Annotated in this window: 25 protein-coding genes; 18 read left to right on the top strand and 7 right to left on the bottom strand. The window is 62.6% G+C overall.

Going from position 1 to position 26,152, the window contains the following annotated elements:
• Positions 1–9 precede the first annotated feature (9 nt).
• From ACMA5I_RS07795 to ACMA5I_RS07835, 9 genes are all read left to right on the top strand, one after another.
• Entirely contained in the window at positions 10–1,272 is a 1,263-nt protein-coding gene (locus tag ACMA5I_RS07795) for an ActS/PrrB/RegB family redox-sensitive histidine kinase (RefSeq protein ID WP_525885688.1), read from the top strand.
• Positions 1,273–1,499: 227 nt separating this feature from the next.
• Positions 1,500–3,044 carry a PAS-domain containing protein gene (locus tag ACMA5I_RS07800; RefSeq protein WP_525885689.1) on the top strand — a complete coding sequence of 515 codons (1,545 nt, stop codon included), beginning with the start codon at positions 1,500–1,502 and terminating at the stop codon, positions 3,042–3,044.
• Between the two features lie 67 nt (positions 3,045–3,111).
• Complete coding sequence (gene tsaE / locus ACMA5I_RS07805; protein WP_525885690.1) at positions 3,112–3,567, top strand: tRNA (adenosine(37)-N6)-threonylcarbamoyltransferase complex ATPase subunit type 1 TsaE; 456 nt, start codon at positions 3,112–3,114, stop codon at positions 3,565–3,567.
• Positions 3,564–4,529: an aminoglycoside phosphotransferase family protein gene (locus ACMA5I_RS07810; protein WP_525885691.1), complete on the top strand. Its 966-nt coding sequence runs from the start codon at positions 3,564–3,566 to the stop codon at positions 4,527–4,529. Before tsaE ends, ACMA5I_RS07810 begins: the two co-directional genes overlap by 4 nt.
• Complete coding sequence (locus tag ACMA5I_RS07815; RefSeq protein WP_525885692.1) at positions 4,526–5,227, top strand: nucleotidyltransferase family protein; 702 nt, start codon at positions 4,526–4,528, stop codon at positions 5,225–5,227. The genes ACMA5I_RS07810 and ACMA5I_RS07815 overlap by 4 nt, the downstream gene beginning before the upstream one ends.
• A complete protein-coding gene (addB, locus tag ACMA5I_RS07820; RefSeq protein ID WP_525885693.1) occupies positions 5,220–8,150 on the top strand; it encodes a double-strand break repair protein AddB in 2,931 nt (976 codons plus the stop codon). Before ACMA5I_RS07815 ends, addB begins: the two co-directional genes overlap by 8 nt.
• Entirely contained in the window at positions 8,147–11,479 is a 3,333-nt protein-coding gene (addA, locus tag ACMA5I_RS07825; RefSeq protein ID WP_525885694.1) for a double-strand break repair helicase AddA, read from the top strand. Before addB ends, addA begins: the two co-directional genes overlap by 4 nt.
• 59 nt (positions 11,480–11,538) lie before the next feature.
• Positions 11,539–11,859, top strand: coding sequence for a thioredoxin (gene trxA / locus ACMA5I_RS07830; RefSeq protein WP_525885695.1), 321 nt, complete (start codon positions 11,539–11,541; stop codon positions 11,857–11,859).
• Positions 11,859–12,398 (top strand): hypothetical protein, encoded by a 540-nt coding sequence (locus ACMA5I_RS07835; protein ID WP_525885696.1) that lies wholly within the window; start codon positions 11,859–11,861, stop codon positions 12,396–12,398. Before trxA ends, ACMA5I_RS07835 begins: the two co-directional genes overlap by 1 nt.
• A 50-nt stretch (positions 12,399–12,448) precedes the next feature.
• Here the strand turns inward: ACMA5I_RS07835 and ACMA5I_RS07840 are convergent, their stop codons facing one another.
• From ACMA5I_RS07840 to ACMA5I_RS07850, 3 genes are all read right to left on the bottom strand, one after another.
• Entirely contained in the window at positions 12,449–13,294 is an 846-nt protein-coding gene (locus ACMA5I_RS07840; RefSeq protein WP_525885697.1) for a C40 family peptidase, read from the bottom strand.
• The gene (locus tag ACMA5I_RS07845) at positions 13,291–14,652 is read right to left on the bottom strand and encodes a leucyl aminopeptidase family protein (RefSeq protein ID WP_525885698.1); all 1,362 of its coding nucleotides are present in this window, start codon (positions 14,650–14,652) and stop codon (positions 13,291–13,293) included. The genes ACMA5I_RS07840 and ACMA5I_RS07845 overlap by 4 nt, the downstream gene beginning before the upstream one ends.
• 140 nt (positions 14,653–14,792) lie before the next feature.
• Positions 14,793–15,152 carry a hypothetical protein gene (locus ACMA5I_RS07850; RefSeq protein WP_525885699.1) on the bottom strand — a complete coding sequence of 120 codons (360 nt, stop codon included), beginning with the start codon at positions 15,150–15,152 and terminating at the stop codon, positions 14,793–14,795.
• A gap of 140 nt (positions 15,153–15,292) precedes the next feature.
• On the opposite strand from ACMA5I_RS07850, the gene ACMA5I_RS07855 reads away from it, so the two are divergent.
• Positions 15,293–15,946, top strand: coding sequence for a carbonic anhydrase (locus tag ACMA5I_RS07855; RefSeq protein WP_525885700.1), 654 nt, complete (start codon positions 15,293–15,295; stop codon positions 15,944–15,946).
• Here the strand turns inward: ACMA5I_RS07855 and ACMA5I_RS07860 are convergent.
• Positions 15,943–16,266: a winged helix-turn-helix transcriptional regulator gene (locus tag ACMA5I_RS07860; protein WP_525885701.1), complete on the bottom strand. Its 324-nt coding sequence runs from the start codon at positions 16,264–16,266 to the stop codon at positions 15,943–15,945. The genes ACMA5I_RS07855 and ACMA5I_RS07860 overlap by 4 nt on opposite strands.
• A gap of 94 nt (positions 16,267–16,360) precedes the next feature.
• Between ACMA5I_RS07860 and ACMA5I_RS07865 the strand changes: the two genes are divergently transcribed.
• The 7 genes from ACMA5I_RS07865 to ACMA5I_RS07895 all read left to right on the top strand — a co-directional run bounded on the left by ACMA5I_RS07865 (position 16,361) and on the right by ACMA5I_RS07895 (position 23,412).
• The gene (locus ACMA5I_RS07865; RefSeq protein ID WP_525885702.1) at positions 16,361–16,957 is read left to right on the top strand and encodes an NAD(P)H-dependent oxidoreductase; all 597 of its coding nucleotides are present in this window, start codon (positions 16,361–16,363) and stop codon (positions 16,955–16,957) included.
• Between the two features lie 3 nt (positions 16,958–16,960).
• Positions 16,961–17,662, top strand: a complete 702-nt coding sequence (locus ACMA5I_RS07870; protein ID WP_525885703.1) for a glutathione S-transferase family protein — start codon at positions 16,961–16,963, stop codon at positions 17,660–17,662.
• 65 nt (positions 17,663–17,727) lie between these two features.
• Positions 17,728–18,921, top strand: a complete 1,194-nt coding sequence (locus tag ACMA5I_RS07875; protein ID WP_525885704.1) for a low temperature requirement protein A — start codon at positions 17,728–17,730, stop codon at positions 18,919–18,921.
• Between the two features lie 69 nt (positions 18,922–18,990).
• On the top strand, positions 18,991–19,431 hold the full coding sequence (locus ACMA5I_RS07880) for a PaaI family thioesterase (RefSeq protein WP_525885705.1): 441 nt from the start codon (positions 18,991–18,993) through the stop codon (positions 19,429–19,431).
• Positions 19,432–19,629: 198 nt separating this feature from the next.
• Positions 19,630–21,543: a molecular chaperone DnaK gene (gene dnaK, locus ACMA5I_RS07885; RefSeq protein ID WP_525885706.1), complete on the top strand. Its 1,914-nt coding sequence runs from the start codon at positions 19,630–19,632 to the stop codon at positions 21,541–21,543.
• A gap of 55 nt (positions 21,544–21,598) precedes the next feature.
• On the top strand, positions 21,599–22,741 hold the full coding sequence (gene dnaJ, locus ACMA5I_RS07890; RefSeq protein WP_525885707.1) for a molecular chaperone DnaJ: 1,143 nt from the start codon (positions 21,599–21,601) through the stop codon (positions 22,739–22,741).
• Positions 22,742–22,836: 95 nt separating this feature from the next.
• Entirely contained in the window at positions 22,837–23,412 is a 576-nt protein-coding gene (locus ACMA5I_RS07895; RefSeq protein ID WP_525885708.1) for a hypothetical protein, read from the top strand.
• Here the strand turns inward: ACMA5I_RS07895 and ACMA5I_RS07900 are convergent.
• Positions 23,387–23,848: an Lrp/AsnC family transcriptional regulator gene (locus tag ACMA5I_RS07900; RefSeq protein ID WP_525885709.1), complete on the bottom strand. Its 462-nt coding sequence runs from the start codon at positions 23,846–23,848 to the stop codon at positions 23,387–23,389. The genes ACMA5I_RS07895 and ACMA5I_RS07900 overlap by 26 nt on opposite strands.
• Before the next feature lie 111 nt (positions 23,849–23,959).
• On the opposite strand from ACMA5I_RS07900, the gene ACMA5I_RS07905 reads away from it, so the two are divergent.
• Positions 23,960–25,003, top strand: a complete 1,044-nt coding sequence (locus ACMA5I_RS07905) for a Glu/Leu/Phe/Val dehydrogenase dimerization domain-containing protein (protein ID WP_525885710.1) — start codon at positions 23,960–23,962, stop codon at positions 25,001–25,003.
• Positions 25,004–25,038: 35 nt separating this feature from the next.
• On the opposite strand, the gene ACMA5I_RS07910 is transcribed toward ACMA5I_RS07905, so the two are convergent.
• On the bottom strand, positions 25,039–25,287 hold the full coding sequence (locus tag ACMA5I_RS07910) for an SWEET family sugar transporter (RefSeq protein ID WP_525885711.1): 249 nt from the start codon (positions 25,285–25,287) through the stop codon (positions 25,039–25,041).
• Positions 25,288–25,437: 150 nt separating this feature from the next.
• On the bottom strand, positions 25,438–26,082 hold the full coding sequence (locus ACMA5I_RS07915) for a YiaD family glycine zipper/OmpA-like lipoprotein (protein ID WP_525885712.1): 645 nt from the start codon (positions 26,080–26,082) through the stop codon (positions 25,438–25,440).
• Between the last annotated feature and the right edge of the window lie 70 nt (positions 26,083–26,152).

Below are 26,152 nucleotides of genomic sequence, written 5' to 3' on the forward strand. Positions count from 1 at the left end.
CCTTTATATATGCGCATTCCTAGCGATCTTCTAACCCCGCCAACCGGCCCTGCCAAGCTCCGCGCCCGCACTCTGGGCACGCTGCGCTGGATTTCGGTCTGTGGGCAGGCCATCGCGCTGATCGCGGCGACCCAGCTTTGGGGTGTGCAGATTTCCATTGCGCTCTCGGTGTTCCTTATCGGCTTGCCGGTGCTGGTGAATATCGCAATCTGGGTGATCTGGCCCGCGACAAAACGCCTCTCTCCGCTGGAGGCGCTGGCGATGCTGATGTTCGACCTGATCCAGATGGGGTTGCTGCTGCTGATCCATGGGGGCGTGGCGAATCCCTTCTCGATTTTCCTGCTTGTTCCGGTGGTTGTGGGCGCGAGCGCCCTGCCCTTCCGGCTCTTCGCCATCCTCATCGCGGCGACGCTGGTCATGATCGGCCTGAACACGTTAGCGCCCGTGCCGCTCCACAGCGCCGAGGTGTTTTTCCACATGCCCGACAGTCTGCGCAGCGGCATGTGGGTCGCGCTCTCCTGGGCGGCGCTGTTTATCGCGATCTACACGCATCGGGTCTCGAAAGAGGAGCAGGCGCTGAACACGGCGCTCGCGGCGACGCAGCTTGCCCTCGGGCGCGAGCAGAAACTGACCGCACTTGGCGGGGTGGTCGCCGCAGCCGCGCATGAGCTTGGCACACCGCTCGCGACCATCAAGATGACCGCCGCCGAACTCGCGGATGAGCTGACGGGCGACCATGCCGAGGACATTGCCCTTATCCGCGATCAAGCGGAGCGCTGCCGCAAAATTTTGCACGATATGGGACGCAAACCGTTTGATGAGGACCATATCCATGAAGCGCCGCTCCGCGCGGTGGTCGAGGAAGCCGCCGGGCCGCATTTGCACCGCGGCAAGCTGCTGGTGTTCAACGAGATCGGCTACGGCCCCCACCCGATGCTGGCGCGGCGGCCCGAGATCATCCACGGTCTCCGGAACATCATCCAGAACGCCGTCGATTTCGCCGATACGACCGTGACCATCGACCTCTCCTGGTCCGCCGATTTCAAACGCGCGACGATCCGCGATGACGGGCCCGGCTTCCCGCCCGATCAGGTGGACAAAATCGGCGAGCCGTTTTTCGGCACGGCAGATGCGCGCCGCGCGGGCTATAAGGGCATGGGAATGGGGCTTTTTATCGCGCTGACCCTCCTCGAATCGACGGATGCGCGCGTCACCTTCGCCGCGTCGGACCATGGCGCGATTGTCGAAGTTCAATGGTTGGTAACAAATTGAGTTGGCAAAAATTTACCTATATTATCGGCGGGTTTTTGCCGAATTAACATTTTATTAACTATTCGACCCCTAATTAGCGGCTTGACTCGGGATTGAACTGAAACATTTGGATTTTGGTAGTCGTGGTGGACTCTTCGTTGGGCTTTCATTTGCTCATTACATTTCTGCTGCTCGTAATTCTTTGCGCGCTGGCCTCGTTTGCAAATGTAAACCGGCGCCGAAATGCGATGAACAAACTGCGCGACGGCTATCTCATCATCCGGAAAAATCAGATCTCCTACATGAACCCGCAGGCGCGAAAGATGTTGGGTATTTCGACGCTTGCGGGCCTTCATAAACTGTCGGAAACCAGCGAGCCGCCCTTCGCGGAGCAGCTCCGGGCGCTGATAGATGAAGGCACTCCCCTTGATTGGGGGATCCGCCACGCGGACGGGCGCACCAACCATCTCGTCGGCGCACCCACCCGTGGCGGGGTTGGGATCCAGATCCACGACATCACCAATCTGACGCGCCCGTTCCTGTCGCGGCTGGCGCGCGTGGATGTGGTGGAGGCGAAGGCAAACCGGCTGAATGCGCTCTTCAAGGGCAGCGCGCACCCGGTCTGGATGCTTGATGATCAGGGCCAGATCAGCTGGGCCAACGACGCCTATAAGGCGCTGCTGGAAGACATGAACCCCGACGGGCAGGGCCAGCTTTTTGAGCAACCGCTAGCTTTTAGCGCCGAAAACGGGCGGCAAAAGGTCGGCCAGCGCGTCTTTGAAGTCTCGCACCGGCAGGACGGCACGGGCGGCACAGCGGTGGAAGTCACCGCCGACGCGCAAGCCGAGGAAAACCTGCGCTTTTTCCTTACCACACTCACCCAGACCTTCGCGCGCTTGCCGGATGGTCTCATGGTGTTCGACGCGGAAAAGCGGCTGATCCTCTTCAACACGACCGTGGCGGATATGCTCGGCCTCGCGCCGTCTTTCCTCGCTATGCGCCCGTCGCTCCGCGCCATTCTGGACCGTCTGCGGCACGAAGGAAAAATCCCGGAACCCAAGGACTTCCGCCAATGGCGCAAGCGCCTTTTGGACCTCGAAGAAACCGCCCGCGCCGGTCAGTTCTCCGAAAACTGGACTCTGCTCGACGGCAAAGTTGTACGCGTGACCGGCCATCCCCATCCCGGCGGCGCGCTGTCTTTCCAGTTCGAAAACATCAGTTCTATGACCCGGCTGGAGCGCCGTCTGCGCGAAGAAAGCGCCAAGCTGCGCTCGCTCTCCGATCAGGTCGGCGAAGGGCTCGCGATTTTCGATGCGTCAGGCCGCCTTGTCTCGCAAAATGCGGTTTATGCGGAAATCGCGCAAAGTCTCGGCGTGCCGATCCCCCCGAATGACGACCCGCAGGCGATGGTCGCCTTCTGGCAGAAGGTCTTCGCGGACCCGATCGACGCGGAATATATCCAGAATTACCTGCTCGGCGGCGCAGACCGCGAGCCCTATAACCGCGTGCTGAAATTCATCGACGGGCGCAAAATCGACGCGACCCTCTCGCCCCTGCCCGATGGCGGCAGCCTGCTCCATTGCCGCCTTGTCTCCAGCCGCGGCAAACATCTGCGCGAACAGCTCAACAAGCTGCGGGACGAAATCGCGGTGCTGCAAAAGGTCGATGACGTGATGCCTGACCACATCACCCAGCTTCTGCGCATCGTCGAGGAAGCCTCGCGCATCGCCAAGGTCGCGCGCAACGAGACCGAAGCCCCGCAGATCGACAATAAGAGCGCCCGAAACGGCTGACCCCACGGCAATTCTTGCAACCCCCGCGACGCTTTGCCACAAGAGGTGAGAGAAGAGCGGGGGAGCCGTGCAGGATCAGATCAGTCTCGACACCGAAGCGGACACGGAGCAGTTCGCCCGCGCCCTCGCACCGCGTTGCCAGCTCGGCGATGTGATCGGCCTGCAAGGTCCGGTCGGGGTTGGCAAAACCTTGTTTGCACGGGCTTTTATCCGTGAATTGACCGGCGCTCAGGAAGTGCCGTCCCCAAGTTTTACGTTGGTCCAGACCTATGAGACTGAGGGCGTCGAGGTCTGGCACGCAGATCTTTACCGCCTCGCGGAAATAGATGAGCTGTTGGAACTCGGACTGACGGATGCGTTCGACACGGCCATCTGCCTCATTGAGTGGCCCGAGCGGCTTGGCAGCTTTGCGCCGCCGCAGCTCACCACACTCCGGTTTACCATCCCGGACTCGACCGAGGACCGCCGGGACGTAACGATCACCGGCCCTGCCACGGCCCGCCTTCTGGACACCGCCGCATGACGCGCGAGGGGGCGAAAACACAGTTTCTGGCGCAGGCCGGTTGGGGTGACGCAACCCGCAGTTTCCTTGCCGGGGATGCCTCGAACCGCCGTTATGATCGCGTCACGCACGGCGCGCGCCGCGCCGTGCTGATGGATGCGCCGCCGCAGGACAACGCCCCGCTCACCGCCTTTGTGACCATGACCGACACGCTGCGCGGCGCAGGTCTGAGTGCGCCCGAAATCTATGCGGTGGACGACGCTAAGGGTCTGATGCTGATCGAGGATCTCGGCGATGACAGCTTTGCGGTGCTGCTGCGTGAGGATCCGGAGCGCGAGGCGGAATTCTACGCCGCGGCGGTCGAGATTATCGCTCATGTTCAGACGCTGAAACCGCCCGCCATCTGTCCGCGCTACGACACCGAGATTTTCACCCGTGAGGCGCATCGGTTCACGGATCACTATCCGCATCAGGGTGACCGCGACGCCGGGACAGCGCTGATCCTTGAGAGCATCGCCGCGACGCACAGAACGCCGCCCGTCCTTTTGCTCCTTGATTTTCATGCGGAAAATCTGCTGTGGCTGCCGGAGCGGGAGGGGTTAGCCAAGGTCGGCCTGCTTGACTATCAGGACGCGCGGGTCGGCCACCCGGCTTACGATCTCATGTCGCTTTTCGAGGATGCGCGGCGCGATGTGACACCGGCGCTGCGGGACCAGCTTCTGAGCGACTATCTCGCGAAAACCGGCTATGATCCGGTCGCCTTTATGGAAGATTATCACGCGCTCGCGGCGCAGAGACATTTGAAAGTGCTGGGGATTTTCGCAAGGCTCACCCGTGAGGGTCGCCCCGGATATGCGGCGCATCTGGAGCGGGTCTGGCGGCTGTTGCAGGAGGCGCTGGCCGCGCCGCATCTCGCGGACCTCAAGGCTTGGGTAGACGCGCATGTTCCGCCGCCGAGCGAAATCGATTGGAGCCGCGCATGACGACCCGCCCGCTTCTGCTTTTCGCCGCCGGGTTCGGCACCCGCATGGGCGCGCTCACGGCGGACCGGCCCAAACCGCTCATTGAGGTCGCGGGGCGTCCGCTCCTTGATCATGCGCTGGATCAGGTGCGGGGTGCGGGACTGACGCGCGCCGTGGTGAACACGCATTATCACGGCGATCAGATTGCCGCGCATTGCGCGCAGATCGAGACGCCGCAGATCACGATTTCCCATGAACCGGAGATTTTGGAAACCGGCGGCGGGCTGAAAAATGCGCTTCCCCTGCTGGACACAGATCCGGTGTTTACGCTGAACAGCGATGCCGTCTGGACCGGCGCGAACCCATTGAAAGAATTGGAGTCCTCGTGGCGCGACGAGATGGGTGCGCTGCTCCTGCTTCTCGAAAAAGACCAAGCGGAGGAGCATCGCGGGCCGGGTGATTTCTTCATGGACGCCGATGGTCGCCTGACCCGGCGCGGCGATGCAGCAAGCGCGCCCTATGTCTATTCCGGCGCGCAAATCCTGCGCACGAACGACCTCGAAAACATTAGGGAAGATGCGTTTTCGCTCAATCTTCTCTGGAACCAACTGCTTGAAAAGGGGCAGCTTTACGGCGCGGTGCATCGCGGCGGATGGGTCGATGTGGGCCGTCCCGAAGGGATCGCGGTCGCAGAAGCCGCGCTGGCCCGCGATGTTTGAGCCGCAGGCAGAGGCCCGTCTTTTCACCATCCCCATCGGCGCGGATATGGCGGAGGCCATCGCGGACGGGCTGCTCGCACGGGTTGGCACCGGAGACGCGCTCGCGCGCTGTCATCTGATCGTCGCGACGGGCCGTCTCAAGCGTCGCCTGACCGATATGTTTCGAGCGCGGGGCGTGCGGCTGATGCCGAAAATGACCATGCTCGACGCGCTCGCGGCACATCCCGCGCTGCCGGAGCCGGGCGAGCCGCTTCTGGCGCGGCAATTGCGCCTGACGCAACTTGTGCGCGCGTTGCTGGAGGCGGAGCGCGACCTCGCGCCGCCCGCTGCCGCCTTCGATCTTGCGGGGAGTTTGCTGGCGCTGCTCGACGAGATGGCGGGGGAAGATATTCCACTCACGGCGCTGGATGAACTCGTGGACGAACAATATTCCGCCCATTGGCAGCGCGCGCTGACATTCTTGCGCCTTCTCACGGATTTTTCGGGGCAGTCCGGAACGCAGGCGCGGCTGCGCGCGCTGGCGGCGTTGCTCGGCCCGGTTTGGGAGGCCGCGCCGCCGCAAGGCCCGCTGCTTATGGTCGGCTCGACCGGATCGCGCGCGGGAACCGCTGCGATGATGGCGGTCGTCTCGCGCCTGCCAAATGGTGCGGTGATCCTGCCCGGAGTCGATCCCTACATGCCCGCGAGCCAGTGGGAGGCTTTGGGCCGGCGGGATGAGCGCGCGGAATATGACCATCCGCAGAGCGGCTTTGCCCGGCTCGCGGCGCGGCTTGGGGTGTCGGTTGCGGACCTGCCCGTTTGGGCGGGCACAGTGCCGGTTCCGGCGCGAGCCAAGCTGATGTCGCTCGCGCTGCGCCCGCCGCCGGTCACCGATCACTGGCTGCGCGAGGCCCCGAAACTTGCGCCGGAGCTTGGCGCGGCCTTTGAAAACCTGACCCTTCTCACCGCCGACTCGCCGCGCGAGGAGGCCGAGAGCATTGCTTACGCCCTGCGCGCCGCGGCGGCAGACGGGCAGCGGGCGGCGCTGATCACCCCGGATCGCGACCTTGCGCGGCAAGTGACTGCGGCGCTGGATCGCTGGCGGATCCTGCCAGATGACAGCGCCGGAACGCCGCTTCAGCAGACGCCTACGGGATTGTTTTTGCGGCTGGTTCTCGATGCGTCGGAAGAGGATGCGGGCCTTGCGCCGCTGGTCGCGCTGCTCAAACATCCCTTCACATGGCGCGCGGCGGAAGCGCCCGATGGCACGCCGCTGCGCGGGCTGCATCTGCGCCGGTTGCGCGCGCTGGAGAAGGAGATGCTTCGCGGTCAGGCGGCGTCGGGCGACTGGCCGGCGCTGCGGGCATGGGCGGAGGCGCGCGGCGATGAGGATATTTCCGAATGGGTTGACGCGCTGGAAACGGCGCTCTCGATCACACCCGAAGATGCGAGCCTCGCGGCCTATGCCAAGGCGCATCTGACCCGCGCCGAGGCGCTGTATACGGGTCTTGGCGGTGATCCTGAAGGGCTTTGGCAGGACGAGGAAGGCGCGCTCGCGCTGGCCCTGCTCCGCGAGCTGATCGCGCAAAGCGCCGCCGCCGGGCCGCTGACGCCACTCGATTACAGCGCGCTTTTCCACAGCCTGATTGCGCAGCGCAACCTCTCCGCCTCCGCCGAGCGCGCCGAGAGCCGGATCAAGATCCTCGGCACGCTGGAGGCGCGGGTCGCGGCGGCGGATTTGATCATTCTGGGCGGGCTCAATGACGGGATCTGGCCGATGAGTCCGATGGCCGATCCGTGGATCAATCGGCAGATGCGCCGCGATCTCGGCCTGCCCCTGCCCGAGCGGCAGATCGGCCTTTCCGCCCATGATTTCAGTCAGGCAAGCGGCGCGGCTGCGGTGATCCTCTCCCGCGCGGCGCGGACCGGGACGACCCCGCAAATTGCCTCGCGCTGGCTGATCCGGCTGGAAAATCTGGTGAAGGGGATCGAAGGCGGCAAGGCGATCTGGCAGGAGGCTGAAAACCGGGGCAAAGCGCTCATGGCCGAGGCCGCTGCGTATCACGCCACGCCCGCCGCGCCGCGCGCGCCGAGACCCGCCCCCTCGCCGCCGCTCGCCGCGCGGCCTGCGCAGATTTCCGTCACGCGGGTCGAGAAGCTGGGGCGCGATCCCTATGCGATTTACGCGCGCTATATTCTCCGGTTAAAGCCGCTGCCCCCTCTTGGCGAGACGCCCGACCAGATCCTGCGCGGGACCTTGCTGCATGGGATTTTAGAGCGGTTCGTGCAGGCGACGACGGAGCATTTGCCCAATGATGCCGAGGCGCTGCTGACCGCGATTGCCGAGGAAGAGCTGCAAGCGCAAGTGCCGTGGACGCTGACACGGACGCTCTGGCGGGCGCGGCTTGAGAGCCTGATCCCGCTCTGGATCGCTGCCGAGCGAGACCGCCGCGAACGTGCCAAACCGTTGACGACCGAGGTGCAGGGGCAACTCGCGCTCGCGGGCGGCGGCACGCTGATCGGCACCGCCGACCGCATTGATGGCGACGCAAATGGCCTCGTCATTTACGACTATAAAACCAGCGGCTTGCCGACGGTGGCGCAGCTTGTCAGCTTCGATCATCAGGTCGCGCTGGAGACGGCAATGGCGTCTCGCGGTGCGTTTGATGGCGTGCCTGCCGCGCCGGTGATCCATGGCGAATATTGCTCGCTGACCCATATCGACAAGGGCGCGCTCAAGCGCCAGACCCCGCCCGAGGAGCCGACCCCGGACGAGGTTCTGGCCCGCGCCGATGCGCTCATGACGCGGTATCTGGAAGGGGCGGCCTATGTCTCGCGGCTCTGGCCGAGCGATAAGGATTACGACAAGGACTATGACCACCTCGCCCGCTTTGGCGAGTGGAGCGACGGTGATCCGAAAAAGCCGCAAAAGGTGGGGCCATGACGCGCAAGATGACCGACGCCACCCGCGCGCAGATCCGCGCCGCCGCGCCGAAACGGTCGAGCTGGGTGGTCGCCAATGCCGGGTCGGGCAAGACGCGGGTGCTGACCAACCGCGTGGCGCGGCTGCTGCTGGGCAATGTGCCGCCGCAGAAAATCCTCTGCCTGACCTTCACCAAAGCCGCCGCCGCCGAGATGCAGGACCGGCTGTTCAAGAGCCTCGGCACTTGGACGATGTTGGAAGATGAGGGGCTCGCCGCCGCGCTCAACGAGATCGAGGAAGAGCCGCGCAGCTTTTCGAGCGAAGACCTGGCCGCCGCGCGCCGCCTCTTTGCCCGCGCTTTGGAGACGCCCGGCGGGCTGAAAATCCAGACGATCCACAGTTTCTGCGACGCGGTGCTGCGCCGGTTCCCGCTGGAAGCCGGGGTCTCGCCGCTCTTCACCATGATGGAGGACCGCGCCGCAGAGCAGTTGCGCGAACAGGTGGCGGAGTCGCTCGCGGACACGCCGGAGTTTCGCGCACTGGCGGCGCATCTCAACGATCTCGATGCGACGGATTTGCTCAAATCCATCAACAATCACCGGGATTTGCTGGCGAACAAGCCGGATGATGCAGCTTTGGCGGAGGCGCTTGACGCGGACGGGCGGAGCGAGGAGGCGGTCGTCGCGCCGTTCTTGGGCGATCTTGGTGAGTTGGCGACGCATCTCGCGGCGGCGTTTGAACTTCATGGGAACAAGACGGATCAGGCGCGTGTGCCGCTGTTACGAAGCCTCGCGACGAATGAGCGCGCGGCTTACGACTTTTTCGAGGGCTATTTGCTCACCGGGTCCGGGGCTAAAAATCCGAACGCATCCAAGGCCGATAGCTTCGGAAACAAGCCCACACGGGAGGCGCTTGGTCCGGCGCGGGAAGATCTCAACCAGTTGGCGGATGCGCTGGAGGAGGCGTTGCCGAAGCGGCAAGCCGCCGCCGCCTATGACCGCGCGCTGACGCTCTGGCGCTTCGCTCATCTTTTCCTCAAAGAATACGAAACGGCCAAGGCGGCGCGCGGGTTGCTGGACTTCCATGATCTCATCATCCGCACCCGAAGATTGCTGGAACGATCGGACATGGCCGCTTGGGTGCTGTGGAAACTCGATGGCGGGATCGACCATATTCTGGTCGACGAGGCGCAGGATACTTCGCCGCATCAATGGGCGATCATCGGGCAACTCACCGAGGAATTCTTCGCCGGGAGCGGCGCGCGGGACGAGACGCGAACGCTCTTTGTCGTCGGGGATGAGAAGCAATCGATCTACAGCTTTCAGGGCGCGGATGCGGACGGGTTCGAAAGCTGGAAGAAACATTTCAGCCGAAATCTCGACGCGGCGGGCGAGGAACTCAGCGCCCATGATCTGCTCTATTCCTTCCGCTCCTCGGCGGTGATCCTTGAGTTTGTCGATGCGGTCTCGCGCGGGCTGATGGAGAAGCTCGACATCACCCACCGGGCCGGGCGCGAGATGCCGGGGCGGGTCGATCTTTGGCCCTATATTCCGTCGGATAAGGACAAGGATAAGGGCGCGTTTGATCGTATCGAAGGCGCGCCCGCGCCGAGCAATCCCGATGCGCAACTGGCGGAGCAGATGGCGCAATTCATCCGGGCGCAGATCGACGCGGGCCTGCCGCTTCCGGGGCGCGAGACGCCGTTTTCGGCGGGCGATGTGATGATCCTCTTCCGCAGCCGCTCGGCGCTGTTTCATGCGACGATCCGGGCGCTGAAGGCCGAAAAAGTGCCGGTCGCGGGGTCGGATCGGCTCAAGCTGCATGACGAATTGGCGGTGAAGGATCTCATGGCACTGCTGCGTTTCATAGAGTTGCCGCTTGATGATCTGGCGCTGGCCGAAGTGCTGCGCTCGCCGCTCTGCGATGTGGATGAGGCGGCGCTCTATCGGCTGGCGCATGGACGGGCGGGCACGCTTTGGGATGCGCTGCGCCGGGAGGAAAGCGGGCCGACGGGCGCGGCGGCGGCGATGCTGACCGATATGATGAACGCGGCCGGGTTTCTGCGACCGTATGAGCTCTTGTCTCGCCTGCTCATTCGCCATGACGGACGCCGCCGCCTGATCGCGCGGCTCGGGCTGGAGGCGGAGGACGGGATCGACGCGCTGATGGAGATCGCGCGCGGGTTTGAGCAGAACGCGGTGCCGAGCCTGACGAGTTTCCTCGCGCTGATGGAGGGCGATGACACCGATATCAAGCGCGAGATGGAGACGGACAGTCCCTTTGTGCGCGTGATGACCATCCACGGGGCGAAGGGGCTCGAAGCGCCGATGGTGATCCTGCCGCAGACCGGGACGATCAAAGCGCCGCCGGAGCGGCATCGGATCACCGATCTGGGCGGGCTGCCGGTGTGGGGTAAGAAAGACGGCGCGCCGCCGCCGTTGCGCGATGCGATGGCAAAGCGCGATAAGGTCCAGCAGGAGGAGCGCGCGCGGCTGCTTTACGTCGCGATGACGCGGGCGGAAAGCTGGTTGGTGATCGCCGGTGCCGGGGATTTGCCGGAGGATCCGAAGAACCCGCTTTGGTATGATGAGGCGCGCAAGGCGATGGAGGCGCTTGGTGCGGAAACGGCGCCGCATCCGGGCGGTGGCGAGGATATCCTGACGCTGCAACGGGACTGGATTGCGCCGGACGCCGCCGCCGATTCACCCGCCGCGCCAACGCAGACCGCGCCCACCACGCCGCGCCAGTTTGCCAGCCTCGCGCCAGTGCCGCGCATCATTCGCCTCAATCCGTCGCGCCACGACCCGGAACTTGCGCATAGCCTGCCGCCCGGTCCCGGCGAGGCGACGGAGGGTCCGGGCGGGCGGGCGCATGGCGCGCAGGTTCACCAGATGCTGGAATGGCTTGGCGGCGGTGAGGACCCGCTTGCCGCAGCGCCGCCGCCGGACAATCCGGTGCGCCGGGAAGCCTCGGCGGTGATCGCCGCGCATCCCGATCTCTTCGCCACCGGGCTGACCGAAACGCCGTTTTCGGTCGAGATCAGCGACCGGCTCCAGATCGAAGGGATCATCGACCGGCTGATCGAGACGGAGGACGCCGTGCTGGCCGTCGACTTCAAAACGCATCAGACCGTCCCGCAGAGAACTGCGGAGGTGCCGGAGGCGATCTTGCGGCAGATGGGCGCGTATCACCTCGCCCTGTCGCGGATCTACCGCGACAAAGAGGTGCGGATCGCGCTGCTGTGGACCCGCACCGCCGCGCTCATGACCCTGCCACCTGAGATGCTGGAAGCCGCCGCCGCGCGTTTCGTCGCCGCAGCGGATGAGAAAGAAGCGCGCCTCCTCTATTGAAAGCCTTGGCAATGGCCCCTACTCTCTGCCCCCGACACTATCCGGTAAAGGAGGCCATCATGGCGACCGTTAAAGTGACCGATGCGAATTTTGAGTCTGAAGTCCTGCAATCTGGCGAGCCTGTTGTCGTCGATTTCTGGGCGGAGTGGTGCGGCCCCTGTAAGCAGATTGGCCCGGCGCTCGAAGAGCTGTCCGACGAGTTCGGCGAGAACGTCAAAATCGCCAAGGTAAATGTGGACGAGAACCCGAATATCACCGCGCAGCTTGGCATTCGCGGCATTCCGGCGCTCTTCATCTTCAAGGATGGCGAGATCGTTTCAAACCGTGCGGGCGCGGCCCCGAAACCGGCGCTGAAAAGCTGGATCGAGGAAAGCGTCTGATGCGCGCGGGCGCGGCACTGGCGGTTCTGATCGCCGTTTCGGCCTGTTCGCAGACGGTGGATTTCCGCAAACCCGGCTCGCAAGGGGCGACCAGCGATCAGCCTGGCATTCAGGGAAGTCTGCTGAATGCGGGCCCGCCCTCGGCGCCGCAGGTTCAGACCACACCCGGCAACCCGCCTGAGCCGGTTCTGACCGGTCCGGGGGAGGTTGACCCCGCTGTCACGCCGCCGGTTCCTGCCGGAATGCCCGATGTGGCGGTTGGCGAGAGCGCGACGGTGCTGAGTTCGACCCGCCTGACCGTGACCGTCAACGGTGCGGTGCCCTGCTCGGGGATGCCGAACCGGGGCAATGACTGCCTGTCGCTGACCATGCCGACCGGCGAGATCGAGCGCGTCGCGGGCGTGACTGGCTACACCTTCCGCGGCAATGTCGAGCGGATCATGGTGGATGAGCAGCGTCTCGACATGGCGGACCAGCTTCTGCCCGAGGACGCCTCGCCGATCCGCTATGTCTATGTCGGCCATGCGGGCGCGGCGTAACACGCCCTGACAGATAAGAAAAACCCGCTAGTCTGGCGGGTTTTTTCGTTTCAGGAGAGGCGTCTGCGCGAGGTGATTGGCCCGTCGCCGCGCGCCTCGATCCGCGACACTGCTTCGGCCAGCGGCTCCCGCGCCACCGCCATGTGATGCGCATTGGCGTGGAGCAGCGTCTCGGCGTCCTCCATCACACCGATATGGCCCTTCCAGAAAATGAGATCACCGCGCTCCAGCGGCGCATCTTCCGGTAGCGCGGTGCCGAGGGTCGCTTCCTGCATATCCGTGTCGCGCAGCGCGGCTTTCCCGCAGGCACGCAGGCCCGTCTGGATGAGGGCGGAGCAGTCGATCCCCCACGGGCTGCGCCCGCCCCAGAGATAGGGCACGCCGAGCAAACGCCCACATTCGGCGACGAAATCCGCCGCCATCTGCGTGACCGGCGCGAGATGCTGGCGCGGGATGAAACCGCCCGCTTTGGCCGCGTAGAAATCGCCCTCCTCGCCGATCACCACGAGTTCCGCCATAAAGGGGAGCGCCGCGATCGGGCGGGTTTTCATCGACGGCTCCTCATAAACATGGGTGGCGAGTGCCGTGACCTTATGGGTCGCGACCTCCGGCTCGTCGAGACAGGCGAGCGGCACCCAGCCGACATAATCATCCGTCGCCGATTGCCCCCAGCCAAGCTGTTGTTTTCGATCGATATCATAGACGGTAAAGCCCTCCCCGAGCAAAAGCTGCGTCTCCAGCGGGCCGTCCGGGTCAGGGTGGCGCGTGAGGTCGAGGACCGGCACCGCCACCCGCATGGCGCGGCCCGGATCGAAGCGCGCGGCCTCCACCTCGCCGCGCAGATGTTCGGCGGCGACTTCGGGGCGGGCGGGCATGAGGCGAGCGTCGAAACTCATAGGTTTTCAATGACCTGAAGCATCGCCCGCACGCCATGCGCCTCGCCGCCCTTGGGCCGGCCCGGTTTCGACGACGGCACCCAGCCATAAATGTCAAAATGCGCGAAACGGTCGTTATTGGTGACGAAACGCTTGAGGAAGAGCGCCGCCGTGATGGAGCCCGCCATGCCGCCCTTCGGCGCGTTGTCGAGATCGGCGATGCCCGGCTCGATCAGATCTTCATAGGCGGGCCAGAAGGGCATTTCCCAAATCGGATCCGCCTGATCATTCGCGGCTTGCGCCAGCGCGATGCCGAGGCTCGGATCGCTGCTGTAAAAGGGGTGAATGTCGGGGCCAAGCGCCACGCGGGCCGCGCCGGTCAGCGTCGCCATGCAGAGGATGAGATCGTTTTCGCTCTCATCGGCATAGGCGAGCGCGTCGGCGAGGACGAGACGGCCTTCGGCGTCGGTATTGTTGATCTCGACGGTCAAGCCCTTGCGCGAGTTGAGAATATCCTGCGGGCGGAACGCGTCCCCGTCGATCGCGTTTTCCGCCGCCGGGATCAGCAAGCGCAGGCGGACATTGAGGCCGAGGCTCATGATCATCCCCGCAAGGCCGATGGCGTTGGCCGCGCCGCCCATGTCCTTTTTCATCAACCCCATGGAGCTGCCCGGCTTGAGGTTCAGCCCGCCCGTGTCGAAGCAAATCCCCTTGCCGACCAACGTGACGCGCGGCCCGCTATCGCCCCAGTTGAGTTCGATCAGGCGCGGCGCTTGCGGTGCGGCGCGGCCGACGGCGTGGATCATCGGGAAATTTTCGGTCAGAAGCTGATCGCCGACGATGGAAGTGACCTCCGCGCCGAACTCCTCGCCGAGATCATGGATGACCGTTTCGAGATCTTCCGGCCCCATATCCTGCGCGGGCGTGTTGATGAGATCGCGGATCATGTAAACGCCGGTCGCGATGGTCTCGATGCGCTTGGCGTCGATCCGCTCCGGCGCGACGAGGCGGGCTTTCGGCTCCGGCTGATCGGCATAGCGGTCGAAGCGATACATGCCGAGGAGCCAGCCAAGCGCGGCCTCGTTCGCTTCTTTATCCGTCAGATCGCCGACGAGGCGGTAATCGCCTTCAGGGAGTTTGTCCGCAACGGCGGCCAGTTGGAACCGCTCCGCCCGCTCGGCGTCCGAAAATCCCGCCAGAGCCGCGACGATCTGGCCATCCGCGCCCGGCAGCGCGAGCGCCTGACCCGCCTTGCCCTCAAACCCGCTCGCCTCCGCAAACGCGCGGGCGGGTGCGGGCAGATCGCCGGGCAGGCCCGCATCCTTGCGCACAAGATATAGAGGGATGGGATTGTCAGCGGTCGAAAAACGCGGGGCCATGGGCACTCTCCTTGATTTGCGCCAGAGCCTAGCGGCTTTGCCGGAGCAGTCAAAGGGGGTGCGACATTTGCGGAGGGATTTTCAGCAGACGTTGGCGGCGCGCCCGAGAGGCTGCGTCCACGCTTCGCCATTTACCAATTTCAGAGGGAGACGCGGTCCCGGATGATCAGCCGGTCGCAGCAGGCCTGAATGAGACGTTTGCCAACCGCACCGCGCGCGGCGCGATCCTCGGCCACGTCGCTCAGACGGCAGCCCAGATCGGTCAGAACCGGTTCATTTGCCTGCAAAGACAGCCGCGTGATCGCCCCGGCCAAACGGGCAATCGCATCGCTGTCATTCCGGGCAATCGCGGTTTCAAGACGGCTTGCGAGATCCACCAAATGTATACCGAGGCGTTCTGCCTCAGCACCGGCACCCAGCGTTTTCAAGCTCCGGATCTCGATCTTATCCGCTGCCTGGCTCGCCCTACCGGAGGGCATCTGGATCACTTGACCCGCCATTCTTGTACCCCGTCTCTCACCGATTTCGGTTCTAACATCATTCCCTAATTGAATCCTTACGCTACTCGCGGCAAAATACAAAGGAGTTGTGTAGCATTTTGCGAAAAATGCAAGATATTGTGTTAATACCGAGGAAAGAAATGGACAAAGCTCGCCCCCTGCCGACCTATCTGCGGACCCGTTACGCCGGATGGCGCGCCGTGCAATTTGCTGAAAACAAAGCATGGTATGCCCGTTTGGCCGATGAGGGGCAGCGCCCGCGGGCAATGATCATTTCCTGCTGCGACAGCCGGGTCCATGTGACCGGCATGTTCGGCGCCGATAGCGGGGAGTTTTTCATTCACCGCAATATCGCCAACATGATTCCGCCCTATGAGCCCGATGACGCGCGTCACGGGACGTCGGCGGCGATTGAATATGCGGTTGGCAGCCTCAAAGTGTCGAACCTTCTGGTGGTCGGCCATTCGAGCTGCGGCGGCGTCGCGGGCTGTTTCGATATGTGCGAGGGCAACGCGCCGCAACTGACGGACAGCTACAGCTTTGTCGGCAAATGGATGGAGATCCTGCGGCCCGGTTATGAGAAGGTGAAGGAGATGGAGGGGAGCCGCGAGGAGAAACTGACCGCGCTCGAAAAAGAGGCGGTGCTGGTCTCGCTCAACAACCTGATGACCTTCCCCTTCGTCGAAAGCGCGGTCAATGACGGCACGCTCTCGCTCCACGGGCTCTGGAACGACATCCGCAACGGGACGCTGGAATATTACGAACCGGGCACCGGGTTTAAGCCGGTTCCTTAACGCCGCCCGTCATACCACCGGCGGAGCGCGTCGAGGCAATCAAGCGCCTCATGTCCCGCCGGGGTGAGGCTATATTCAACCGAAGGCGGCGAGGTGTCCTGCATCTCCCGCCGTACCAGTCCCTCCTCTTCGAGAAAACGCAACCGCTCGACGATCATCTTTTTGCTCGCGCCCGCGATCTCCCGCGAGAGCGCGTTGAAACGCTTCGGCCCGTCCTGCAAATGCCAAAGGATCGTGCCGGTCCATTTTCCGCCAAGCACGCGCATCCCGTTCTCAATGGAACAAGGGCTGTGCGTATCGGGGTCTCTTTGATCAGACATTTAACCACCAAAATGTAGGTTACTAAAAGTAAACTGGTTGACTTATGTAACCTATGCGATCAGATGACATCAAGCAACGGCGGAGATTGAGGTCGTGAAAAACATTCTGATTATCAACGGCTTTCAGCCGACGCCCTATTCCGCGGGACAGCTGAATGCCGCGATTATCGCACGGATGACGGACCATCTGAGTGCCAGCGGCTACGCCGTTCAGCATAGCAGAGCGGCGGATCAGGACTGGGACATTGACGCGGAAATCGAAAAGCATGTCTGGGCCGATGCGGTGATTTGGCAGTTTCCGGTCAATTCCATGGGCGTGCCGTGGCCCCTCAAGAAATATATGGACGAGGTCTATACGGCCGGGATGGATGGCCGCATGACGGCGGGCGACGGTCGCAGCCGGGCCGCGCCGAAGAAGAATTACGGCATGGGCGGCACGCTTGGCGGCACGAAATACATGATCTCCGTGACCCTCAACGCGCCTGCCGAAGCGTTCAACGATCCGAGCGAGCCGTTCTTTGCGGGCGCTTCGGTGGATGATCTGCTGCTCCCCCAACATCAAAACGGCAAGTTTTATGGGATGGCGCCGCTACCGACCTTCGCCATGTTTGACGTCACCAAAAATCCGCAGATTGACGCGGACTTCGCACGGCTCGACACTCACCTCAACGAAAACTTCCCCGGAGCATAGCCCATGGCCGATCTGCATCTTTTCACCGCCGCCACGATGAATGGCTATAAGCCCGTGATTTTCATGGAGGAGGCGAAGCTGGATTATGAACTGACGCCGCTCGATCTTGGCGAAGGCGATCAGTTTGCGCCGGATTATCTCAAGATGAACCCGAACGGGAAAATCCCGACATTGTTTGATCGCAATGAGGGGCGGTCGATTTTCGAGAGCGGCGCGATCCTGTGGCATCTGGCGGAAAAGACGCGGCAATTTCTGCCTCAGGACCCGGTGGGCCGGTCGCAGGCGCTGCAATGGCTGTTCTTTCAGGTGGGCCATGTCGGGCCGATGATGGGTCAGGCGATGTATTTCCAGCGCGTGGCGCAGCCGAATGGACAAGAAGATGCTTTCGCGATCCGCCGCTATGTAGAGGAGTCGCGACGGATTTTGGAGGTGCTGGATACGCAGCTCAAGGGCAAGGACTATCTCGTCGGCGATTATTCCATCGCGGATATGGCGACCTATCCTTGGGCGCGGGCCTATCCTTGGGCGAAGGTGGATATTTCCGGGCTCGACAATCTCCAGCGCTGGTTTGAGCAGATGGAGGCGCGGCCCGCCGTGCGCAAGGCGCTGACCATCCCCAAGGAGCAACCGGCCTTCTGGGGCGGCGATGATGGCGAGGCCACCCGCGAGAATGCGGCGAATTTTGCCCGTGATGTGAAAGGCTAATAGAATCCTCTCGCCTTTTTGTGCTCTCATGGTATGGGAGCGCACATTTGCTTTGGAGAGTTTCTATGCCCGCCTCTGATTATCCGATCTGGCGCAAGCCACAGCACCATATGGACGCCGATCACAGTTCGGACCATGTGCATTGGGTCGAGCTGTTTTACGACCTGATCCATGTGGTCACGATTTTCCTGCTCGGGAATTATCTGAGCCACCATCACGGGCTGGACGGGTTTCTGACCTTCGCACTGATGTTTACGGCGCTGTGGTTTGCCTGGGCGGATCTGAGCGTGTTCAACTCGGTGTTTCTCTGCACGGATTGGCAACATCGCTGCACCATGGCGCTGCAAATTGTGACGGTGATGATCGCGGCGGCCTCGATCCCGGCAATCACCGGGAATGGGTGGGCTTTCTTCGCCCTCGCTTTCGCGCTCAACAAGGCGCTGCTCGCGTTTCTCTACATGCGCAGCAACCGCCACGATTTGGAAAGCAGCATCGGCAACCGCGTCGCATGGCGGTTCCTGATTGTCGCGGCGATCTTCCTGGTCTCGGCGGTCCTGCCGAAGCCGCTCGCCTATTGGGCCTTCGCCTTCGCGGTGGTGCTGATCCAGATTTTCTATATGGCGCCGAAATTCGGCATGATCGCGATGCCGCGCTTCCAGCCGCGCGTTGGCCATCTGATGGAGCGTTTCGCCCTGCTCACCCTGATCGTGCTGGGTGAGGGCTTTTTTAAACTTGTCACCACGCTGACCGAAAAAGGCATCTACAAGGTCTCGCCCGATGTGATGTTCAACTTCATCCTCGGCGGTGTCGCGATTTTCGTGATGGCGTGGATCTATTTCGACTTCGTCGGCAACGCCAAGCCCAAGGATGAGAAGAAATGGACGCTGGTGATCATCTGGCTGGCGCATCTGGTGCTGATGATGAGCGGCGTGATGGTCGGCGTCGCACTCGCCGGTGAGGTGAAGGTCGGGTTTTTCGAGCCCTATCCCATTGAATACCGCGCCATCGGCTGTTTCGGGATGATCGGCTATCTCGGCGCGCTGTGGGTGATCCAGACGCAGATCGACCGCCACCGCACACGTCAATTCGCCGATGGCAAGCTGCGGCTCGTCGGCATCGGGCTGGCATTTATCTGCTATCTTGTCGTGCCTTATGTCCCGGCGATTATTGGCAACTTCTTCTTTGCCGCGGCGCTCTTCACCCAGATCGTCATCCCGCTGATGCGCGGCTATCGCTATTTCGAGGCGGAAGAAAGCTGACAGGGGACTCGCCTGCACGTCAGTAAATCTTTAACCATCTTCCCGAGATAAGACCTCGGGAGGATGGATATGAGCGACAAAGATGCAATCATGCCCCGCGTGGCGGAGAGCTTTGCCAAGCAGAAGGTGATGGAGACGCTCGGCGCGACGCTGGTGTCCGCCACTGATGGGCGGGTTGAGATTGCGCTGCCGTTCAACCCTGACTTCACTCAGCAACACGGATTTCTCCATGCCGGAACGGTCGCGACGGTGCTGGACAGCGCCTGCGGCTATGCGGGCTTTAGCGTGATGCCCGAGGATGCCGCCGTTTTGACGGCGGAATTCAAGATCAATCTGCTCGCGCCCGCGGACGGCCAAAGCTTCCATTTTGTCGGTGAGGTCGTCAAGCCGGGGCGCACGCTCGTGATCGCGCAAGGCACCGCATTTGCCGAGAAAGACGGCAAGGAAAAGGCCATCGCGATCATGACCGCCACCCTCGCCGTCGTGCAGGGGCGCGGGTTGAGCGGGTGACGACACACAAAAGAATGAGTCCGATTTGTTCCATTTTAGGGGTTTTGACCCGCTTGCAGCCCCTGAACGCCCTCCCTATATACGCCCAGAAGCCTGCTGTGGCCGATTTGCACCATAAATTGGTTCGGCGGGCGGGATCGGTGGCGGGAGCCAAAACGGGCCTGCTGCCATATATCGCCGCAATGAAAGGAACTATGCATGTCTAAAGTTATCGGTATCGACCTCGGCACCACGAACTCCTGCGTCGCCATCATGGATGGTCAGAACGCCAAGGTGATCGAAAACGCCGAAGGGGCGCGCACGACGCCCTCCGTGGTCGCATTCACCGACGACGAGCGACTGGTCGGACAACCGGCCAAGCGCCAGTCCGTCACCAACCCGACCAACACCCTCTCCGCTGTGAAACGCCTGATCGGCCGCCGGTTCGAAGACCCGACCGTGAAGGAAGATATGAACAAGGTGCCTTACGAGATCGTCGAAGGCCCCAATGGCGACGCGTGGGTGAAAGCCAAGGACGAGAAATACTCGCCTTCCCAAATCTCCGCCTTCGTTCTGCAAAAGATGAAGGAAACCGCTGAGTCCTATCTCGGTGAGACCGTTGATAAGGCCGTGATCACCGTTCCGGCGTATTTCAACGATGCACAACGTCAGGCCACCAAAGACGCCGGCAAGATCGCGGGCCTCGAAGTGCTGCGCATCATCAACGAGCCGACCGCGGCTGCGCTGGCGTATGGCCTCGACAAGAAAGAAACCAAGACCATTGCCGTCTACGACCTTGGCGGCGGGACCTTCGACGTGACCGTGCTCGAAATCGACGACGGCCTGTTCGAAGTGAAGTCGACCAATGGCGACACCTTCCTCGGCGGTGAGGATTTCGACGAGCGCATCGTCAACTACCTCGCAGACGAGTTCAAAAAGGAAAACGGCGTCGATCTGCGCAAGGACAAGATGGCGCTTCAGCGTCTGCGCGAAGCGGCCGAGAAAGCCAAGATCGAGCTCTCGTCCTCGACCACGACCGAGATCAACCAGCCGTTTATCTCGATGGCCGATGGCCAGCCGCTGCACCTCGTCATGAAGCTGACCCGCGCCAAGCTGGAAAGCCTCGTGGACGATCTCATCAAGCGCACCCTCAAGCCGTCCGATGCGGCGCTGAAGGATGCCGGTCTGTCGAAATCCGATATTGACGAGGTCGTTCTGGTCGGCGGGATGACCCGGATGCCGAAAGTCATCGAAGAGGTCACCAAATTCTTCGGCAAGGAACCGCATAAGGGTGTGAACCCCGATGAGGTTGTGGCGCTCGGCGCGGCCATTCAGGGCGGCGTTTTGCAGGGCGACGTGAAAGACGTTGTGCTGCTCGACGTGACCCCGCTGTCGCTCGGGATCGAGACCCTTGGCGGCGTGTTCACCCGTCTCATCGACCGGAACACGACCATCCCGACCAAGAAGTCGCAGGTCTTTTCGACTGCCGAAGACAACCAGAACGCCGTGACCATCCGCGTATTCCAAGGTGAGCGCGAAATGGCGAGCGACAACAAGCTGCTCGGCCAGTTCAACCTTGAGGACATTCCGCCGGCACCGCGCGGTCTGCCCCAGATCGAAGTGACCTTCGACATCGACGCGAACGGGATCGTCTCCGTCTCGGCCAAGGATAAAGGCACGGGCAAAGAGCAGAAGATCACCATTCAGGCGTCGGGCGGCCTTAGCGATGAGGATATCGACAAGATGGTCCGCGAAGCCGAGGAGAACGCCGAAGCCGATAAGGCCAAGCGCGGTCTCGTCGAGGCACGCAACCAAGCCGAAAGCCTTGTCCACTCGACCGAGAAAGCCGTCAAAGAACATGGCGACAAGGTCGATCCGACTACCGTGGAAGCGATCGAAATGTCGCTTGCCAACCTCAAAGAGGCCATGGAGGGCGAGGACGCCGAGAAGATCAAGGCGCGCATCAATGATGTGAGCGAGGCCAGCGTCAAGCTTGGCGAGGCGATCTACAAGTCGCAGGAAGCCGATGGCGAAGCGTCGGGTGACGAAGATGGCCCGTCCAGCAGCGATGACGATGTGGTCGATGCCGATTTCGAAGATCTCGGCGAAGATCCCGACAACAAGAAGTCGTAAGCGCAAAGCGGCCCCCTCAACCGGGGGCCGCACCCCTTAAAGGGATCGGTATTTCATGGCAAAACGTGATTATTACGAAGTCTTGGGTGTGGCGCGCGGCGCGTCGGATGACGAGATCAAGAAGGCTTATCGCAAGAAAGCCAAGGAGCTCCATCCGGACCGCAACGCCGACAATCCCGATGCCGAAGCGCAGTTCAAGGAAGCCAACGAGGCTTACGACACGCTGAAAGACCCTGAAAAGAAAGCGGCTTATGACCGGTTTGGTCATGCGGCGTTTGAAGGCGGCATGGGCGGCGGCTATCGCCCCGGTGGCGGCGGTCCCGGCGGCGCGGACTTCGCCTCGGCCTTCTCCGATGTGTTCGACGATCTGTTCGGCAATTTCGCGGGCGGACGGCGCGGCGGCACGCAGCGCAGCACCCGCGGCGCGGATCTGCGCTACAACATGTCCGTAACCCTCGAAGAAGCGTTCAACGGCAAGCAATCGACGATCACCGTCCCCGGCTCGGCCACCTGTGAAAGCTGCAGCGGCACGGGCGCGGAAGGCGGCGTGGAACCGGCGACCTGCCCGACCTGTTCAGGCATGGGCAAGGTCCGCGCGCAGCAAGGGTTTTTCACGGTGGAACGCACTTGCCCGACCTGCGGCGGGCGCGGCCAGATCATCAAAAACCCCTGCGGCTCCTGCGCGGGCGCGGGCCGTGTCCAGAAGGACCGGACCATGACCGTCAACATCCCCAAGGGCGTCGAGACCGGCACCCGCATTCGCCTCGCCGGTGAAGGGGAAGCAGGTCTGCGCGGCGGCCCGGCGGGCGATCTCTACATCTTCATCGAAGTGCAGGATCACCCGATCTTCGAACGCGACGGCCAAACGCTCTACTGCCACATCCCCGTCCCCATGACGACGGCGGCGCTTGGCGGCGAGATCGAGGCCCCGACCATCGATGGCGGCCGCAGCCGGGTGAAGATCCCGGCGGGCGTGCAGTCCGGCAAACAGCTTCGGATGCGCGGCAAGGGGATGCCCGCGATCCGCTCCAGCGCCATGGGCGATATGTATATCGAGCTGGACATCGAGACCCCGGTGAACCTCAGCTCCAAGCAAAAAGAACTGCTGAAACAGTTCGAGGCCGAAGGCAAGAACAACTCCCCCAGCCAGCAGGATTTCTTCAGCCGGGTGAAGGGGTTCTGGGATGCGCGGAATTAGACGCGGGTCTTGATTAAGTGATGAAAGCCGCGTCTCCTAGGAGGCGCGGTTTTTTTAATAGTTATGCGTTTTAAAGAGTTTTGATGTTCTCAAGATTGAAAATCGACACACCCATGAAAAAATTCAGGCTCGCCGGCGCGCTTTGGTGCGGCGGGAGTGCCGCGGTCTTCTTCGCCCTTGTGTGGCTGTCCATGACGACGATGGACGGATCTCCTTCGACTGACGGGATGACTTTAGCGATTTCGGGAACGCTTTCATCAGCACTTATTGGTTGGTTTAGTGCGACGGAGTTCGGAAAAAGCGGATGGAAAGGCTGGGGACGGGCTGCGCTCTTCGTTTTCTTAGTGATTGTCTTGGCGGCGCCCGTGGCGACGCTATTCATACTCATCTTCTTAGCGGCTTTGGATGTTATCCAAGAAGTCCCCTCAATGGACGCCGAAACATTTACGACGGAGGCGATCCGCATCATCTCTATGATACCAGCGGCTATCGTCGCCATTGCGGCTTTAACGATTGCTTTAATTGCATTTCTGGCAGGCCCTATGATCCTGTTCATCAGTCCGATCAGTGCGCTTAGCGTCATCCCCACGTTCATCCTCATGCAGCGTGACATGATCCGTCGCCGTGCCCGGATGGACGCCGCCCTCACGGCAGCCGCGCCCGGTCAATGAACCGCCGGAGGGCGAAACGCGAGCGCACCGCGCGGATGCCGTCCATCCGCATCAGCCGGGTTTGCAGGAAGCGTTCATAGTCTTCGAGGTCCCGCACAGCGACTTCGAGCATGAAATCCTGACTGCCGGTGAGCAGCACCCCTCCGACGACCTCTTCGAAACGGCCGACATGCTGCTCGAACCGGGTGATCGCCTCGGCCTCCTGCCGCTCCAGTTCCACGAAGACAAACACCGTGATCGGATAGCCGCTGGCGCGCCGGTTGAGCCGCGCGTGATAGCCTTCGATCAGCCCCGCTTCCTCCAGCGCCGAGAGGCGGCGTTTGCAGGGGGTGGCGGAGAGGCCGACGCGTTCCGCGAGTTCGGTGACGGGCAGGCGCGCGTCCTCCTGAATCGCTTGCAGGATGCGGCGGTCGGTTTCGTCTATAGCGTGTTTCACTCGCAAACCCTCATTCATGAGCGATATTCGCTAAAATCTGCTTCGCGCGCCCAAAGATCAATCGAAAATCACTCTTGGCCTTGTGGTAAACTGGGGCAAAGGGAGGCACCTATGGTCAAGATCATTGATGAAAAGGCACCGGCAGGCTTTGAGCGGCTGGTTTATGCGGAAGACGAGGCGTCCGGCCTCAAGGCGTTTATCGCGATCCATTCCACCGCGCTCGGCCCGGCGGCGGGCGGGTGCCGGATGTGGAATTACGCCACCGAGGACGAGGCGCGCGCCGATGCGCTGCGGCTGGCGCGCGGCATGACCTATAAAAACGCGATGGCGGATCTGGCGCTTGGCGGCGGCAAATCGGTCATCTGGGGCGATGCCAAGACGGATAAGAGCCCGGCGCTGTTCCACGCGTTCGGCAAGGCGGTCGATAGTCTCGCGGGCCAGTATTACACCGCGGAAGACGTGGGCATTTCCACCGAGGACATGGCGCTGGTCGCCGAGGTCACGCCTTATGCGGTTGGTCTCAGCGGCAAGAGCGGCGACCCGTCGCCTTTCACGGCGGAGGGCGTGTTTCAATGCCTCAAGGTCGGCGCGGCGCAGGTGTTCGGCAGTGACGATCTGACCGGGCGCAGCGTGTCGGTGCAGGGCCTCGGCCATGTCGGCATGTCGCTGGCGGAGAAGCTCCACGCGGCGGGCGCCAAGCTGATCGTGTCGGATATTCGTCAGGACGCGCTGGATCACGCGGTTTCTGCCTTTGGCGCGACGGTCTGCGCGCCCGAAGAGGCGGCATCGCAAGATGTGGATATCTACGCGCCTTGCGCCCTTGGCGGTGCGCTGAATGAGGCAACCGTTCCGGCGCTCAAGGCCAAGCTCGTCTGCGGCGCGGCGAACAACCAGCTTGCCACGCCCGAGATGGCCGATGCGCTGCGGGCGCGCGGGATCCTCTATTGCCCCGATTATGTGGTGAACAGCGGCGGGATCATCTCGGTCGCGGGCGAGATCCACGGGCGCGGCGAAAACTTCCGTAATGAGCGCCTGAGCGGTGTGGCCGAGCGGATGCGGGTCCTTCTCAAACGGGCGCAGGCGGAGGACCGCACCACCACCTCCATCGCCAATGAGATGGTTGAGACGATGATCGCCGAGAAGCGCGTCGCCTGAACCGGCAGGGGCCGCGCCCCCACCCGATGCGGCCCCTACCCGAAACGCAGTTTCGCCAGAATAATGGCGGAAATCATGCTGAGCGACAGCGCGTTGGCGAGGATCAGCGGCCAGGACATCAGTGCCAACCCGTAGATCAGCCAAAGCGTCATGGTCGCGAAAATCATTAGGCTGGTCGAGAGCGAGAGGTCCCGTGTCTCCTGCGTGCGCCAAGCCTTGAGCACCTGCGGCAACCAGCAGATCGTGCCGAGGATTCCAGCGACATATCCGATCAGATCAATCATGGCGTGGTCCTTCCTATCTGCCGCCCGCCGCTGAATGCGGCGTCGCGCAATGAGGGGCCGCTGGCCCCGAAGCGCGCGACCTTCCCCTCATTTGCATAAAAAAACCGCCCCTTTGGCAAGGGGCGGCCTTTATCGGTGGATGCGCGCGACTTACTGGGTCGGGCGGATCACAACTTCCACGCGGCGGTTCTGCTGACGGCCGGCGGCCGTGTCGTTCGACGCGATCGGGGAGGCTTCGCCCTGACCATATGCCGAGATCCGTGCCGCGCTCACGCCGTAACCCATCAGCTTGCCAGCCACCGCATTCGCGCGGCGCTCGGACAGAGCCTGGTTGTAGGACGCTTCGCCGGTCGAGTCGGTGTGACCGATGACCGAGATCGTGCTGTTCGGGTATTGCTGCAGGTTCTGAGCCAGCTGCGCGATGGTGTTTTCAAACGCCGGCGCAACGGTCGAGCTGTCGGTCGCGAAGGTGATGCTTTCCGGCAGGTTCACGACGAGCTGCTGACCGGTGTTGGTGATGCCCACGCCCGAATTGCCAAGCTGCTGGCGAAGCGCCGCTTCCTGACGGTCCAGCACATTGCCGATGCCTGCGCCTGCAGCAGCACCAGCGGCAGCGCCGAGCAGCGCGCCTTTCTTGTCGTTGTCGGAGGCTTCGATGCCGATCGCAGCACCGGTCAGCGCGCCAATGGCGGCACCGGTTTGCGTGCGGTTATAGGTCCCGTCGGGGTTCGTACAAGCCGACAGAACGAGCGCCGAAACGGCACCGAGAGCGGAGAATTTAACAATGCGGTTCATAACTGCTCCTTTGAAGCTGTTTTTGTTCTGAGCGCGAAAATTGCGCGTCTGCGGCGAGGTGGCAAGTGTC

Origin of the sequence: Jujubicoccus corallicola, assembly GCF_047345645.1 — a bacterium.
Classification (GTDB): Bacteria; Pseudomonadota; Alphaproteobacteria; order Rhodobacterales; family Rhodobacteraceae; genus JBLEFH01.

Excerpts from the sequence above, each read along its gene's own strand:
- ACMA5I_RS07855 (WP_525885700.1), top strand. The coding sequence starts at position 15,293 with ATGGACAAAGCTCGCCCCCTGCCGACCTATCTGCGGACCCGTTACGCC.
- ACMA5I_RS07915 (WP_525885712.1), bottom strand. The coding sequence starts at position 26,082 with ATGAACCGCATTGTTAAATTCTCCGCTCTCGGTGCCGTTTCGGCGCTC.
- ACMA5I_RS07880 (WP_525885705.1), top strand. The coding sequence starts at position 18,991 with ATGAGCGACAAAGATGCAATCATGCCCCGCGTGGCGGAGAGCTTTGCC.
- ACMA5I_RS07870 (WP_525885703.1), top strand. The coding sequence starts at position 16,961 with ATGGCCGATCTGCATCTTTTCACCGCCGCCACGATGAATGGCTATAAG.
- ACMA5I_RS07835 (WP_525885696.1), top strand. The coding sequence starts at position 11,859 with ATGCGCGCGGGCGCGGCACTGGCGGTTCTGATCGCCGTTTCGGCCTGT.
- addA (WP_525885694.1), top strand. The coding sequence starts at position 8,147 with ATGACGCGCAAGATGACCGACGCCACCCGCGCGCAGATCCGCGCCGCC.
- ACMA5I_RS07840 (WP_525885697.1), bottom strand. The coding sequence starts at position 13,294 with ATGAGTTTCGACGCTCGCCTCATGCCCGCCCGCCCCGAAGTCGCCGCC.
- ACMA5I_RS07845 (WP_525885698.1), bottom strand. The coding sequence starts at position 14,652 with ATGGCCCCGCGTTTTTCGACCGCTGACAATCCCATCCCTCTATATCTT.
- dnaJ (WP_525885707.1), top strand. The coding sequence starts at position 21,599 with ATGGCAAAACGTGATTATTACGAAGTCTTGGGTGTGGCGCGCGGCGCG.
- dnaK (WP_525885706.1), top strand. The coding sequence starts at position 19,630 with ATGTCTAAAGTTATCGGTATCGACCTCGGCACCACGAACTCCTGCGTC.
- ACMA5I_RS07810 (WP_525885691.1), top strand. The coding sequence starts at position 3,564 with ATGACGCGCGAGGGGGCGAAAACACAGTTTCTGGCGCAGGCCGGTTGG.
- ACMA5I_RS07910 (WP_525885711.1), bottom strand. The coding sequence starts at position 25,287 with ATGATTGATCTGATCGGATATGTCGCTGGAATCCTCGGCACGATCTGC.
- ACMA5I_RS07795 (WP_525885688.1), top strand. The coding sequence starts at position 10 with ATGCGCATTCCTAGCGATCTTCTAACCCCGCCAACCGGCCCTGCCAAG.
- ACMA5I_RS07905 (WP_525885710.1), top strand. The coding sequence starts at position 23,960 with ATGGTCAAGATCATTGATGAAAAGGCACCGGCAGGCTTTGAGCGGCTG.
- ACMA5I_RS07860 (WP_525885701.1), bottom strand. The coding sequence starts at position 16,266 with ATGTCTGATCAAAGAGACCCCGATACGCACAGCCCTTGTTCCATTGAG.
- addB (WP_525885693.1), top strand. The coding sequence starts at position 5,220 with ATGTTTGAGCCGCAGGCAGAGGCCCGTCTTTTCACCATCCCCATCGGC.
- ACMA5I_RS07815 (WP_525885692.1), top strand. The coding sequence starts at position 4,526 with ATGACGACCCGCCCGCTTCTGCTTTTCGCCGCCGGGTTCGGCACCCGC.
- ACMA5I_RS07850 (WP_525885699.1), bottom strand. The coding sequence starts at position 15,152 with ATGGCGGGTCAAGTGATCCAGATGCCCTCCGGTAGGGCGAGCCAGGCA.
- trxA (WP_525885695.1), top strand. The coding sequence starts at position 11,539 with ATGGCGACCGTTAAAGTGACCGATGCGAATTTTGAGTCTGAAGTCCTG.
- ACMA5I_RS07800 (WP_525885689.1), top strand. The coding sequence starts at position 1,500 with ATGAACAAACTGCGCGACGGCTATCTCATCATCCGGAAAAATCAGATC.
- ACMA5I_RS07875 (WP_525885704.1), top strand. The coding sequence starts at position 17,728 with ATGCCCGCCTCTGATTATCCGATCTGGCGCAAGCCACAGCACCATATG.